The following is a 14,054-nucleotide window of genomic DNA, read 5'->3' as shown; positions in this document are numbered from 1 at the left end:
CCGCCCAGGTGCCTCCGGGCGGGCCCGTCTCCCTCCCGACCCACCCTCAGAACCCCAGGAGAGCCGACGTGTCCCGCAGCCAGCTCGCACCGGGTGTCGAAGTCGTCGCCGTCGAGGGGCGCGGCCTGGCCGTCCGCACGGCCGACGGCGAGTTCCTCCAGGTCCGCACCGGCGACGCGGACCCGACGGCGCTGCTGGCCCGGCTCGCCGGGCGGACCTCCGACCCCGACGCCGAAATCGACCGACTGACAGCGGCGTTCGAGGACGCCGGATACCTCGCCCCCGAACCCGCCCCCGCCTCCGACCCCGCCCCCGCCTCCGACCCCGCCCCCACCCCTTGGCCCGCCGAACGCCGGAAGATCCTCCTGCTCGGCGACCCCGCGCTGACCGACCCCCTGGCCCACTCGCTGCGGGCCGCCGGTGCCGACCCCCACCCCGGCACACCACCGGAACCGGACCGCGCCCCGGACGCCGCCGCGGTCGTGTGGTGCCTCGACGGACCCGTGCCCGCGGGGCTCTGGGACAGCGCCGACCGGCTCCCCGAGCACGGCGTCGCCTGGCTGCGCTGCCACCGCGAGGGCTGGCAGGCCTACGTCGAACCCCTGGCGGCGCGCGCCGGGGACGTCACCTCGGCCCACGTCCGTGCCCGCCGCCTCGCCGCCACCCCCGCCCACCGCGAACTGGCCGCCTACTGGACCGGCCCCCGCACCACCGGCGCCCCCGTCCGTCCCACCAGTGCGACGGCCGGACTGCTCGCCGCACTGCTCACCGACGACCTCACCCGATGGGCCACCGACGCCCCCGACCCCGGCCCCCTGCCCGCCCGGCGTCGTCTGCGCCGCGTGGACCTGCGCACCCTGACGGTCACCGAGCACCCCGTGCTGCCCGTCCCCACCGTCGCCCGGCATCCGGTGAGCGCCAGGTGACGTCGTACACCACGACCGTGCACGGCCTCGCCACCGACGTCCGGCTCCCGGACGGCGCCGGGCCCTTCCCGGCCGTCCTCGTCCGCACCCCCTACGACCGCCGACGCCACCGCGCCGAACTGCGCGGCTGGACGCGCCGGGGCTTCGCCGCGCTGGCCCAGGACGTGCGCGGGCGGCACGCGTCGCCGGGGCGTTGGCGTCCCTACGACGGTGAGGCGGCCGACGGCGCGGCCACCGCGCGCTGGATCCGCCGCCGCTCCTGGAGCGACGGACGCCTGGTGGCCTCCGGCGCCTCCTACGCCGCCCACTGCGCCCTCGCCCTCGCCCTGGAGGCGCCCGAGGACGCCCGCCCGGACGCCGTCATCGCCGCCGTGCCCGCGCTCGGCATCGCCGACACCGCCCGCGAACCCTCGGGCGTCGAACGGCTGCTGACCCGCGCGGGCTGGTGGGCGGCGCACGGCGACCGCCCGGACTCCGAGGAGAGCGCGCTGGCGAAGGCCCTCGCGGCCGACCCCGCACTTCTCACCCACGTCCCGCTCCTCGACCTGCCCCGGCGGCTCGGCCGGGACCTGCCCTCCTGGCCGGACGTGTGGGCGCGGCGCGAGAGGGGGCGGCTGATCGTGCTCGGCGCGCGGGCCGCCGTACCGCTGCTCGCCGTCGGCGGACACCGCGACCACTTCGCCGAGGACACCGCCGACCTGTGGCACCGCTGGGGCGGACCCTCGGCACGCCTGCTGATGGGCCCCTGGGGACACGCCCTGACCGCCGACGCCGATCCCGCGCACCGGGTCGACCTCGGTGACCTGTACGCACGCTGGGCGCACGCCGCCCTCGCCGGGCGGCTCGCGGCGGGACGGTCCGGCGCGGTGGCCCTCGGCGGCAGCCCGCTGTGGCTGACGGCGGACACGCAGGGAGGGCCGTACGCCCCGGCACTGCGGCTGCTGCACGGCGCCGCCTTCACCGCCGACCCCGAACACCCGGTCAGGTCGGACGAGTTGACGGTGCCCGCCACCGGCACCCCCGACCGCTGCCTGCTCGTCACCCCGCCCCTGCCGCGCCCCCTGGACCTCCTCGGCCCCGCGGAGGCCCGTCTGCGCGCCACCGCCGACACACCCGGCGCCGACTGGGCGGCCCGGCTGGTCGCCGTCACCCCCGACGGGCACGCCGAGCGACTGGCCGTGGGGATCGTCCGGCGCCACGAACCGCCAGGCCACATGGCGGAGTTCGGGGTCCCCCTCGGCCGGATCGCCCGGCGGCTGCGGGCCGGGACCCGGCTGCGGCTGGAGGTTGCCGGGCACCACTTCCCGGCGCACGCGCGCAACCCGCACACCGGCGAGGACCCGGTCACCGCCACCCGCCTCACCGCCTCCGCCCGCGAGGTGCACCACGCCGGGCTGCGGCTGACCGCGCTCGCCACCCGCCCCCAACCCACCGACCCCACCGAGGAGATCCTCCGATGACGGCGCTGCCGCTGGAAGCCCTGGTCGACCCGGTCTGCGGCGTCGTCCGCAAGGTCAAGCCCGTCGAACACCCCACGGGCGCGCCGCCCCGCTACACCGCCATGACCGCCGAGATCTCCGACGCCCGCAGACTCGGCCTGTGGCCCGCCGACCGCGTCTCCCTCGGCACCTCCTTCGGGGACCCGCAGACCGCGCGCGTCGCCGCCATAGCCGAGGGCGTCGAACGCTACTGCGGCAACCGCGTCCCACCGCCCGGCCACCCCGACGCCCCCCTGCGCGCCACCGCCGCCGAACTGGCGGGCAAGGGGCTGCCCTTGTACGGGCCCGGGGAACTGCCGTCGTACGCCGACTGGCAGTACGCCCGCGAGAGGTTCCCCTACCGCCCGCTCACCGCCGACACGCCCGCGCTGTGGGCCCGGGGCACCGATCGGCTGCCCGGCGGGGAGCGGGGCGAGGTGTGGGCGCCCGTCGCGCTCACCCATCTCAACTGGCGGCAGGGGGACCTGCGCGCGCTGCCGCGTACCCACCACCTCAACTACGCGGGCATCGCCACCGGCCAGGGCTTCGAGGACGCCGTGGAGCGGGCGCTGCTGGAGATCGTCGAGCGGGACGCGCTGGAGGTGTGGTGGCACCTCGACGGGCCCACCCGCGGCATCGACCCGGACACCGTGCCCGGCCTCGCGGACGACCTCGCCAGGTCCGGGCTGCGGGTGTGGCTCGTGGAGATGCCGTCCGAGTTCGCGCCCTGCGTGGCGGCCCTCGTCCACGATCCACGGCTCGACCTGTACGCCGCCGGGTTCGCCTGCAAGTACGACCCCGCCGAGGCCGCCCGCAAGGCCGTCCTGGAAGCCGTCCACACCTGGGTCTTCACCCAGGGCCTCACCGACCCGGACGGCTGGGTCTTCCAGGCCGTGGACGCCGGACTGCTCGCCAAGGGCCTCTACCTCGACCACCGCGCCGACCGCCGCTACCTCGACGCGTGCGGCGAGCGGTTCGGGCACGTACGGGACCTGGGCGCCCATGTCCAGGTGTGGCTGGACCCGCGCACGGCCGCCGAGGCGCGGCGCTTCACCGAGCCCGCGCACGGCGTCGTCCCGCTCGACGCCGTGCCGTCCGGCAGCCGGGAACGGCTGGAGGGCGCCCTGGAGCGGGGCGGACACCGCGTCATGACCTTCGACCTCACGACGGAGGACATCGCCGAGACGGCGCTGCGCGTCGCCCGCGTCCTGGTCTCCGGGCTGCTGCCCAACGCCCCCGCCGCCTTCGGGTACTTCGGCTGCCCGCGCCTCGCCGAGGCCGCCGTCACCCGCGGCTGGCGGGCCACCGCGCCGAGCGCGCCGGACGACTTCACCCTCCTTCCCCCGCCACACATGTGAGCCGTCCCGTGGACCTCGTGACCGCCCTCGACCGGGCCCGCGGCACCGAGCCGCCCGGCCCCGACACCCCCGCGGGCCCGGCCGTACCCGACTGGCCCGGCCCCGCGCGCGAGCTGCCCCGCGCCCGGCGGCCCGGACAGCTCGACCTGGGACGGCTGCTGCGCCTGTCCCTGGCCGCCGCCGACCCCACCGGACGACTCCGGCCCACCCCCTCCGCGGGCGCCCTGCACCCCGTCGACGCCCGGCTCACCGTGGGCGCCGACTGCACACTGCCGTCCGGCCGTTACGGCTACGACCCCCTGCGCCACCGCGTCCACCACCTCGGCCCCGTGCCGCCCGACGACACCCCGCCCGGGGCCACCGTCGAGCTGTCCGTCACCGCCCGCCGCACCGAGAGCCACTACGGCCACCGCGCCGGGCCCCTGCTCCTGCTCGACACCGGGCACGCCGCCGCCGCGCTCTGGCTCGCCGCCCGCGCCCTGGGGACCGGACCGGTCACCGCCCACCTGGACGGCGCGCGCGAACACCCCCTCGCCACCGTGCGCGTCCTGCCCGGCCACCGCCCCGAACAGGCCCCGCTCTGCGCCCTGCTCGCCCGCCGCAGCGCCCGCCCGCCGCTGCCCGGCACCCCCGCCCCCGGCGACCTCCGCGCCCTGCTCACGACCGCCGAGACCGCGGGCGCCGGACACCTGCGCTGGTGCGTCGCCGTCGGCGGGCCCCGCCCCGAGCTGCTCGAACGCGCACCCGACGGCACACTGCGGCGGCTCGCGGCGGGGGAGGCCCGGCCCACCCTCGCCGCCTGGGCGGCCGGACAGCGCTGGATCGCCGACGCGGGCGCCGTACTGCTCGGTTACGGCTGCCCGACCGGCGCCGACGCCACCCGCGTCCGGCGCGACCACCTGCACGCCGGATACGCCGTCGGACGCGCGCAACTCACCGCCGTACGCCGTGCTCTGGCGAGCCGTCCGGTCGGCTCCTGGCAGGGCGCGGACCTGGGGGCCGCGCTGGGCGGCGCACCCCGACAGAACTGGATCGTCCACGGCCTGGCCCTCGGGTCCGGCCGACCCGAGGAGGGGACCAAGTGATCGTCCATCCGGAGCTGCGCCGCGCCGCCCGCCACGCACGGCGCACGCTGCTTGCGGCCACCCTGCTGCAAGGCGCCGTCACCGTGGGCTGGCTCGCCCAGGCCGTGCTGCTGGCCCACGCGCTCGCCGCCATCGCACGCGGCGACACCGGCCCGCTGCCCCCGCTGCTCACGGCGGTCGCCGCCACCGTCGCCGTCCGCGCCGGGCTCGGCCTCGCCCAGCGGCGCACCGCCGCCCGCGCCGGGGCCCGCGTGAGGGTCCGGCTGCGCGACGACCTCCTCGCCCACCTCGGCCGCCTCGGGCCCGCCCATCTAACCACCGCCCGCGCCGGAGCCGTACGCACCACCCTCGTCGACGGCGTCGAGGGCGTCGACGCCTACGTCTCCCGCTACCTGCCCCAACTGACCGTCACCCTCGTGGCGCCGCCCCTGCTGCTCACCGCCGTCGCCGTCATCGAACCGCGCGCCCTGCTCGGCCTGGTCCCCGCGCTGCTGCTGGCCCTCGCCGGACCCCGCGCCTGGGACCGGCTGCTCGCCCGGCGCGGCAAGGAACACTGGGACACCTACGAGGGACTGGGCGCCGACTACCTGGAAGCCCTCCAGGGCATGCCCGCCCTGCGGGCCGCGGGCGCCGTCAGCCGCACCCGGCGACGGCTCGAACAGCGGTCGGCGGCCCTGCACCGGGCGACCGTCGCCAAGCTCCGCGTCTCCCTCGTCGACACCGGCATCACCGACCTCGCCATCCAGGGCGGCACCGTCGCCGCCGCGCTGCTGGCCTGCTGGTCGTCGGTGACCGGCGCGACCGGCGCCACCGGCACCTACCTGGTGCTGCTGCTGGCCGGGGAGTGCTTCCGGCCCGTGCGCGACCTGGCCCGGGAGTGGCACGCCGGATACCTCGGCGTCTCCGCCGCCGACGGACTCGCGGCCCTGCGCGCCGCCGCACCCGCCGTGCGGGACACGGGAACGGCCGTCGCCGACTGGGCGGGCCCGCCCCGACTGCGCTTCGAGAACGTCGAGTTCACCTACCCGGGCGCCGACCGGCCCACCCTGCGCGGCGTCACCTTCACCGCCGAGGCCGGACACACCACCGCCGTCGTCGGCCCGTCCGGCGCGGGCAAGTCCACCCTGCTCGCCCTGCTGCTGCGCCACCACGACCCCCAGCGCGGCCGGATCACCGTCGACGGCCTCGACACCGGCGCCTACGCCCTCGACGCGCTGCGGCGCGGAATCGCCGTCGTCTCCCAGGAGACCTACCTCTTCCACGCCACCATCGCCGCCAACCTGCGCCTGGCCCGCCCCGGCGCCACCGACGACGACCTCGCGCACGCCGCCCGCACCGCCGGGATCCACGACGAGATCGCCGCCCTCCCCGACGGCTACGCCACCGTCCTCGGCGAGCGCGGCGCCACCCTCTCCGGCGGCCAGCGCCAACGGCTCGCCCTGGCCCGGGCGCTGCTGGCCGACGCGCGCGTGCTCGTGCTCGACGAGGCCACCAGCGCCGTCGACGAACGCCGGGAGGCGGACATCGTGCGGGACCTGACGGCCGTCGCGGGCGGGCGGACCGTCCTCGTCGTCGCCCACCGGCTGGCCGCCGTACGGCACGCCGACAGCATCGTGGTGCTGGACGGCGGACGCGTGGACGCCATCGGGGAGCATCCCGACCTGGTGGCCGCCGGGGGGCTGTACGCCCGGCTCGCCGTGGCCGGGCTCGCGCAGGGCGGGGGGCACGCCCGGTGAGCACCGCCGACACCGCACGCGCGCGTGGGTCGCTGCGCGCCCTGCTGCCCGTCCTCGCCGGGCACCGGGCCATGATGGCCCGCACCTGCGCCGCCGCCCTCGCCGAACAGGGCTCGCTGGTCGCGCTGGTGACGCTCGCCGCGCACACCGTCGGCACCGCGGTCGCCTCCGGCCGCGCCCCGTCGACGGGCACCGTCCTCGCGCTGGCCGCCCTGGTCGTCGTACGCGCCCTGATGACCTGGCGGGAGATGGACCTCTCGCACGACCTGGCCTACCGCGTCCTGGCCGAGCTGCGGGTCCGCGTCTTCGACGGGCTCGCCCGCAGCGCGCCCGCGCGGGTGGCCGGGAAGCGCAGCGGCGACCTCGCGGCCACCGCCATGGCGGACGTGGAGGCGCTGGAGTTCTTCTACGCCCACACCACCGCCCAACTCCTCGCCTCCGGCACCGTGTTCACGGCCGGTACGGCGGTACTGGCGTCCGTGGAGCCCTGGTTGCTGGCCGCCGTCGTACCGGTCGCGGTACTGCTGGCCGTGGCGCCGTTCGCCGACGCGCGCGGGCGCACCGCACGCGGGGCCCGCACCCGGCAGGCCGCCGCCGACCTGTCGGCGGACACCGTGGAGACCGTCGACGGGCTGCGCGAACTGCTCGCCTTCGGCGCGCTGCCGGAGCGCCGCGCCCGGCTCGCCCGGCAGGGCGGGCGGCTGGGGGAGGCCCAGCGCGCCGAGGTCACCTGGGAGGCGATGGCGGCGGCCGTGCGCGAACTGCTCATCGTCCTCGCCGTGCTCGGCGTGGTGGCCGCCGCCGCGGGGGCCGTCGCCGCCGGACGCCTGGACGGCGCCTGGGCGCCCGCCGCGATGGCGCTGGCGCTGGCCGTGCTGGGCCCGGTCGCCGAGTCGGCCCGGTCCCTGAGCCAGGCCATGGGCCTGCGCGCCGCCGCGTCCAGGGTCGACGCCGGGATCAACGCCCCCACCCTCGCCCCACCGCCCACCACACCCAGGCCCCTCCCGCCGGGACCCCTCGGCGTCCGGCTGCACGACGTGAGCTTCGGCTACGGGGACCGCCGCCCGGTGCTCCGGCACACCGAACTGACCGTCCCCGCCGGGCAGACCCTCGCCCTCGTGGGCACCTCGGGCGCGGGCAAGTCGACCTGCGCCCATCTGCTGGCCCGGTTCTGGGACCCGACGGCGGGGGCGGTGCACCTCCTGCCCGCCACCGGTGACCCCGTCGACCTGCGCGACCTCGCCGACGCCGAACTGCGCGCGGCCGTCGCCGTCGTCGGCCAGGACAGCCCCCTCTTCCACGGCACCCTGGCCGAGAACCTGCGGCTGGCGGCGCCCGGCGCGGACGGCCGACGCCTCGCCGAGGTGGCGCGGCTGTGCGGGGTCGACCGCATCGCGTCCCTGGACACCCCGGTCGGCGAGCGCGGCGCCACCCTCTCCGGCGGCCAGCGCGCCCGTATCGCCCTGGCCCGCGCCCTGCTCGCCGAGCCCCGGGTCCTCGTCCTCGACGAGACCACCGCCCACCTCGACAACACCGGCGACGCGGAACTCGCCGCCGCGCTGGCCCACCCGGACCGCACCACGATCGTCATCGCCCACCGACCCGCCACCATCCGCCGCGCCGACCGCATCGCCGTGCTCGAGGAGGGCCGGGTCGTGGAGCAGGGCACCTGGGAGGAGCTGACGGCTCGTCCCGACGGTGCCCTGGCGCGGGTGCTGGCGGTGGCGGTGGACGACCGGTGAGTGGGTCACGCCTCCCGGCTGAGGAGACGCTCCAGCGCGGCGTTGACCTCGGCCGGGCGCTCGTCCATCACCCAGTGGCCAGCGTCGTCGACCATCGTCAGCTCGGCGTGCGGGATCCGGGCCGCCAGCTCGGCCGCGATGGCGGGGCTCAGGTACTTGTCCCGGCGCCCCCAGACGACCGCCACCGGGCAGGTGACCCGGTCCAGACGGCGGCGCAGTTCGGGGCGCGCGGCGGTGCGGTAGTGGCCGAAGAAGTGCGTCAGCCACCGGCGGCTCTCCAGGGGGCCCACGTGGGCGAGGTAGCCGCTCATGACCTCGCGGCTCACGTAACCGCTCTCCACCAGCGGTCCGAAGGCCCAGCGGTGCAGCACGCCGTAGGGCAGCCGCGCGGCGAGCGACCGGAGCCCGGGGGTCCGTCCGGCCAGCGTGAAGGCGGTGAACAGGGCCCGCCAGTGGGGTACGAAGGTGGCCTGCGAGCGGCTGTTGAGCAGGGCCAGCCTGCGCACCCGGCCGGGCTGCGTCTGGGCGAGGCCCAGGGAGAGGAAGCCGCCGTAGTCGTGGCCGACCAGGTTGACGGCGCTGATGCCGAGCGCGTCGAGGAGGCGGCCGAGCCGGGCCACCTCGGTGTCGTAGTCGAAGGCGAGGTGCCGGGGCTGGTCGGAGTCGCCCCAGCCGAGGAGGTCCGGTGCGATCACCCGGTGGGTGAGGGCCAGCGAGGGCGCCTGGTGGTCCCAGCTGTGGTGGTCGGCGGGGTAGCCGTGCAGCAGTAGGACCGGCTCGCCGTCCTCGGGTCCCGACTCCCAGCAGGCCACGCGGGCACCGTCGACCGTGACGGTGCGGGCGCGCGCCTCCTGTGTGGTGGGGCCAGTCGTGCTCATGGTTCTCTCCTCGCCGTACGCGTGCGGGGCCGCCCGTCGGATCGGCGGCCGTACCCGGAAGAACGTCCGTCCTTCGCATTCGATTACGTACCTGCGTGGACGGCGTCCGTCCGGGTGGCGCACCGCCCGGCGGCCGTCACCTCATCAGTCCGGGTGAGGGACGTCACGGTGACGGCGGGTCAGCGCGGTACCCCGGCGGTGCTGTCGGCCGGGAGGTCCTCGGGGAGCAGCAGCCGCAGGTCCTCCAGGCCCGGGGCGGGCAGCAGCCCGATCCGGCGGGCCTGACGCGTCATCATCGCCTCCACCAGGCGCCGCCCCGTGCGGGCGTTGCCGAAGGAGCGGTCGCGCGGAAGGGCCGCCACGTGCTCGCGCAGCGCGGCCACGGTCCGCGGCGGCAGGTCGTAGCCGGAGTCAGCGGCCTGCGCGACGATGATCCCGACGAGTTCCTCGGTGGTGTAGTCCTCGAACTCGATGGTGCGGGTGAACCGCGAGGTCAGGCCGGGGTTGGAGTCGAGGAAGCGGCGCATCTCGGCGGTGTACCCGGCGGCGATGACCACGATCTCGTCGCGGTGGTCCTCCATCAGCTTCAGCAGCGTCTCCACCGCCTCCCGGCCGAAGTCGTTCGTCGCGCCCTCGGGCGTGAGCGTGTACGCCTCGTCGATGAACAGCACCCCGCCCAGGGCCCGTTCGAAGACCTCCTTGGTGATCTGCGCGGTGTGGCCGACGTAGCGGCCCACCAGGTCGGCGCGGGCCACCTCCACGAGCTGACCCTGCGGCAGCACCCCCAGCGAGTGCAGCAGTTCGGCGTAGAGCCGGGCCACGGTGGTCTTGCCGGTGCCGGGCGGGCCGGAGAAGATCAGGTGCTGGCTGATCCGCGGGGCGGGCAGGCCCGCCGCGCGCCGCTGCCGGGTGGCGGCCAGCAGGTTCACCAGGTCCGTGACCTCCCGCTTGACGGCCGCGAGACCGACCATGGCGTCCAGCTTCGCGAGCAGTTCCTCCGCCGTCGCGGTCGCCGAGTCGGCGGCGTCCGCACCGCCACCGACGTCCTCGGGCAGCAGCAGGGACAGGTCGGCCTCGGCCGGGTCCCTCATCGAGCCGAGCCGGAACGCCTGCCGGTCCACCATCTCCTCGAACACCCGGCGCGCGGCGCGGCCGTTGCCGAAGGAGGCGCCGCGCTCCATCCGGCCGTAGTGCGCGGTGAGGGCGTCCAGGGTGCGCGGGTCCAGCTCGTAGTGGTGGGCGTGGCACATCCGCTCGGTGATGGTGACCAGTTCCTCCACCGAGTAGTTCGCGAACTCGATGGTGCGGGTGAACCGTGAGGCCAGACCGGGGTTGGAGTTGAGGAAGGCGGCCATCTCGTCGGTGTAGCCCGCGGCGATCACCACCACCTCGTCGCGGTGGTCCTCCATCAGCTTCAGCAGCGTGTCGATCGCCTCCCGCCCGAAGTCGGCGCCGCCGCCCTTGCCGTCGGACAGCAGCGTGTACGCCTCGTCCAGGAACAGCACCCCACCGAGGGCGTCGTTGAACGCCTCCGTCGTCTTGATCGCCGTACCGCCGATGACCTGGGCGACCAGATCGGCCCGGGACACCTCCACCAGGTGACCCGAGCGCAGCACGCCGAGTTCGGTGAGGATGCCGCCGTACAGGCGGGCCACGGTGGTCTTGCCGGTGCCGGGCGGGCCGGAGAACACCAGGTGGCGGCTCATCGGCGGCACCGGCATCCCGAGCCGGGCGCGGCGCTGCGCCAGCTGGTTGAGGTTGACCAGCGTGCGCACCTGGTGCTTGACGTCGGCCAGCCCGATCAGTGACTCCAGCTCCTCCAGCGGGCCCGCCGGGGCGGCCTTCGCGCCCTTGCCCGCGCCGCCCGGCTCGCCGGACGCCGTACCTCCGCCCGCCTCGGCGCCCCACACGTCCGGGGCGCCGTTGCCCGCGCTGGTCAGCTCCGTCACCACGCACCGCTCGCTGGCCCGGGTCTGCTTCAGCCCGGCGCCCCGGTTGTCCCGTACGGCGCACCCCGTGACGGTGATCTGCTCGGCGCTGTCGACGCGCACGCCGTCGCCGACACTGCCGGTGATCACACAGGCGTCGAGGGCCGCCCGGCCGCCGTCCGCCACGAGCACGCCGTGCGCCTGTGCGCCGGTCACCTCGGTCCCGGCCACCGACGCCTCGCCGCCCTTGTCGACGACGACGCCGGACGCGCCGGACGCGTGCACCCGGCAGTCCCGCACCGTGCCCCGGCCGTCCGCGCCGACCCGTATCCCGGCGTCGGCGGCCTCCCGCACGGTGGTGTCCCGGAGCTGTGGGTCCGCGCCGCCCGACACCAGCACCCCGGTCGCCCCCGCGCCCTCGATCTCGCCGTGCTCCAGACGGCCCCGGCCGCCGTCTACCACCTCGACGCCGTGTCCGCCGGGCGCGGTGATGCGGGCGCGGCGCACCAGCGGGTTGCCGCCGCCGCGGATCACCAGGGCGGTACCGGCCGCGTCGGCGATCTCCAGCCGGTCGAACTCGGCGGCCGAGTCCTCCTCCAGCACCACCGCGCCCGCCCGGTCCGCGCAGTGCCGGACCACGGTGTCCGTCAACGTCGGGGTGCTGGAGCCGATCACCCGGATCGCCGGTCCGTCCACCGAGTCGAACACGCACTCCCGGAAGGTGCCACGGGAGCGCTCGCTCACGGTCAGCCCGGTGCCCTTGGTGTGCGAGGCGAGGCACCGCAGCACCTCCGGGTCCGAGCCGGAGGCCACCACGAACCCCGGGCCGGTGCCGCCGGTGACCGTCACCTCCTCAAGGACCGGACGCGAGTCGCTGGTCACGTACACGCCGACGGCGGCGCCGTGCACCCGCACGCGCCGCACCCGGGTGCCGCTGCTGCCCTCCAGCGCGACGGCGGGCTTCTCGGTGCCGGACACCTCGCAGTCCTCCACGACGCCCCGCGCCTCGCCGTTCGCGAGCACCCCGTTGCCCCGGGCGTCCCGGATCCGGCAGTCCCGCACCGTCGTCCGGCCCTGCTCGCTGATCACCACACCGGTGGTGCCGAGGTTCTCGATCACACAGTCCGCGATGACACTGCCGGTGTCCGTGGTGTCCACGATCCCGGCACCGTCCGGGTTGGTCACCCGGCAGTCCCGCATCGCCAACGAGCCCGAGTCCCGGGCCAGCAGCGCCGTCCAGCCGGACCCGGCGACCGTGCAGCCGTCCAGCGCGACCTGCCCGCGGGCCGCGTCGACCACCGGCACGTCCTCGGCGCCGCCGCGCAGCGTGAGGTCGGTGAGCATCACCGCGTCGGCGACCAGCACCAGCGCGCTGCCGCGCCGCGGACAGATCTCGACGCTGCCCCGCTCACCGTCGGCGACGATCGTCACCCGGGTCCGCACGGTCAGGTTCTCCGCGTAACGGCCGGGCCGCACCCGGACCACCGCGCCGCTGCGCGCCTGGGCCAGGGCTTCGCCGATGGTCCGGAAACTCCCCGGCTGCTCGGCGCAGACGGTGAGCAACTGCCGAGACAAGCTTGATCCTCCTCGCTGTGGCGCCCTGACCGTCGCGGTGGGACGACAGGGGCGCGCGGGTTGCAGGCTACGTGAGGGATCAGGCCATCTGCCAGACGTGGCAAGGGAGTTCACCTGCGCGTCGCCCGCTGTCCGCCTGCCGGGGGATGGCCGCCGGGCACCATAGGATGCGCGCCATGCGACCCCACCCGCGCCCCGCGCGTGCCGCCGCGGCGCTGGCCGCCCTTCCCCTGTTGTTGTCCGGCGCCCCCCGTGCCGTGGCCGCCGACGGGCCGGTACGGCTGCCGGTCGTGCGCACCGAACTGGCCGCGGACGAGGAGTGCGCCGACGCGTCCGACCGCACGGCCAGGAACGAGCCGTGGACCCGCGGCGCCCTCGGCCTGTCCCGGGCCTGGCAGCATGCCCGCGGCGCCGGTGTGACCGTGGCGGTGGTGGACACCGGCGTCGGCACCTCCGTACCGGCGCTGTCCGGGCGGGTGACGGCCGCCGGGGACGCCGACGTCGACTGCGTCGGCCACGGCAGCTTCGCCGCCGGGCTGATCGCCGCCGCGCCCGCCGAGGGCGTCGGTGCGGCGGGCGTGGCACCGCAGGCGCGGATCCTCGCGGTGCGCGGCACCGACGAGCGCGGCGCGACCACGCCGGGGCAACTCGCCGACGGCATCCGGGCAGCCGCCGACGGGGGCGCCCGGGTGATCTACGTGGGGCGGGCGCTGCCCGAGGGGAAGAAGGAGCTGACCGCCGCGGTGGCGCACGCCACCCGCCGCGACGCCCTGGTGGTGGCGCCCTTCGCCCCGGACGCGCTGCCCGGCGGCCCGGACGCGGCGGCCCCGCGCTGGTACTGGCCGGGCGCGGTGCCCGAGGTGCTGTCGGTGAGGGACTACGGCCCCGGCGGCGGCCGTCCCGCCGACGCGCCCACCGCGCTGGCGACGGACCTCGCGGCCCCCGGTGACTCCGTGGTCTCCAACGGCCCCGAGGGCAGCGGCCACTACCTGGGCTCCGGCGCCTCCCTCGCGGCGGCCCACGTCGCCGGGGCGGCGGCCCTGGTGCGGGCCCGGCACCCCGACCTCACGGCGGCCGAGGTGTCCCGGCGTCTGACGGCCACCGCCTATCCGGCGCTGCCGCCGCGCCTGGACACCTACGCCGCGCTCACCACGCTGCTGCCCGACACCGTCGGCGCCACGCCCCGACAACCCCTCGCACACCTGCCGCCGGACCCGTCGACGGCGCCGCGCGAGCGGGCCGTGGTGATCGCCGCCGCCGGTGGCGGGCTGGTCCTGCTGGTCGCGGCGGGCATCGCGGTGATCCCCCGGGGACGGGCGCGGGGCTGGCGGGCGGCGGAGCGCTGACG

Annotated in this window: 9 protein-coding genes; 7 read left to right on the top strand and 2 right to left on the bottom strand. The window is 76.9% G+C overall.

The features are described from left to right. The first annotated feature begins 68 nt into the window (after window positions 1–68). From ACFVQG_RS02090 to ACFVQG_RS02065, 6 genes are read left to right on the top strand one after another with little or no spacing between them, the layout of a single operon-like run. Window positions 69–926, top strand: a complete 858-nt coding sequence (locus tag ACFVQG_RS02090; RefSeq protein ID WP_383375767.1) for a hypothetical protein — start codon at window positions 69–71, stop codon at window positions 924–926. Next, window positions 923–2,386: a CocE/NonD family hydrolase gene (locus ACFVQG_RS02085; protein ID WP_383375764.1), complete on the top strand. Its 1,464-nt coding sequence runs from the start codon at window positions 923–925 to the stop codon at window positions 2,384–2,386. Before ACFVQG_RS02090 ends, ACFVQG_RS02085 begins: the two co-directional genes overlap by 4 nt. Next, window positions 2,383–3,762 (top strand): YcaO-like family protein, encoded by a 1,380-nt coding sequence (locus ACFVQG_RS02080; RefSeq protein WP_383375761.1) that lies wholly within the window; start codon window positions 2,383–2,385, stop codon window positions 3,760–3,762. Before ACFVQG_RS02085 ends, ACFVQG_RS02080 begins: the two co-directional genes overlap by 4 nt. A gap of 8 nt (window positions 3,763–3,770) precedes the next feature. Beyond that, window positions 3,771–4,847 (top strand): SagB/ThcOx family dehydrogenase, encoded by a 1,077-nt coding sequence (locus ACFVQG_RS02075; protein ID WP_383375758.1) that lies wholly within the window; start codon window positions 3,771–3,773, stop codon window positions 4,845–4,847. After that, window positions 4,844–6,583 (top strand): ABC transporter ATP-binding protein/permease, encoded by a 1,740-nt coding sequence (locus ACFVQG_RS02070; RefSeq protein ID WP_383375756.1) that lies wholly within the window; start codon window positions 4,844–4,846, stop codon window positions 6,581–6,583. Before ACFVQG_RS02075 ends, ACFVQG_RS02070 begins: the two co-directional genes overlap by 4 nt. Then, window positions 6,580–8,325, top strand: coding sequence for an ABC transporter ATP-binding protein (locus ACFVQG_RS02065; RefSeq protein ID WP_383375754.1), 1,746 nt, complete (start codon window positions 6,580–6,582; stop codon window positions 8,323–8,325). Before ACFVQG_RS02070 ends, ACFVQG_RS02065 begins: the two co-directional genes overlap by 4 nt. A 5-nt stretch (window positions 8,326–8,330) precedes the next feature. Here the strand turns inward: ACFVQG_RS02065 and ACFVQG_RS02060 are convergent, their stop codons facing one another. Both ACFVQG_RS02060 and ACFVQG_RS02055 read right to left on the bottom strand, forming a co-directional pair. Further along, complete coding sequence (locus ACFVQG_RS02060) at window positions 8,331–9,203, bottom strand: alpha/beta fold hydrolase (RefSeq protein WP_383375752.1); 873 nt, start codon at window positions 9,201–9,203, stop codon at window positions 8,331–8,333. Between the two features lie 179 nt (window positions 9,204–9,382). Continuing rightward, on the bottom strand, window positions 9,383–12,706 hold the full coding sequence (locus ACFVQG_RS02055) for a right-handed parallel beta-helix repeat-containing protein (protein ID WP_383375750.1): 3,324 nt from the start codon (window positions 12,704–12,706) through the stop codon (window positions 9,383–9,385). A 167-nt stretch (window positions 12,707–12,873) separates the two neighbouring features. On the opposite strand from ACFVQG_RS02055, the gene ACFVQG_RS02050 reads away from it, so the two are divergent. Then, window positions 12,874–14,052, top strand: coding sequence for a S8 family serine peptidase (locus ACFVQG_RS02050; RefSeq protein ID WP_383375747.1), 1,179 nt, complete (start codon window positions 12,874–12,876; stop codon window positions 14,050–14,052). Window positions 14,053–14,054: the final 2 nt, after the last annotated feature.

Origin of the sequence: Streptomyces sp. NPDC057877, assembly GCF_042796855.1 — a bacterium.
Lineage (GTDB): Bacteria > Actinomycetota > Actinomycetes > Streptomycetales > Streptomycetaceae > Streptomyces.
This window is presented reverse-complemented; position numbering and strand designations above follow the sequence as displayed.

Bases quoted from the DNA above. Each gene is read 5' to 3' on its own strand.
- ACFVQG_RS02080 (WP_383375761.1), top strand. From the start codon at position 2,383: ATGACGGCGCTGCCGCTGGAAGCCCTGGTCGACCCGGTCTGCGGCGTC.
- ACFVQG_RS02050 (WP_383375747.1), top strand. From the start codon at position 12,874: ATGCGCGCCATGCGACCCCACCCGCGCCCCGCGCGTGCCGCCGCGGCG.
- ACFVQG_RS02060 (WP_383375752.1), bottom strand. From the start codon at position 9,203: ATGAGCACGACTGGCCCCACCACACAGGAGGCGCGCGCCCGCACCGTC.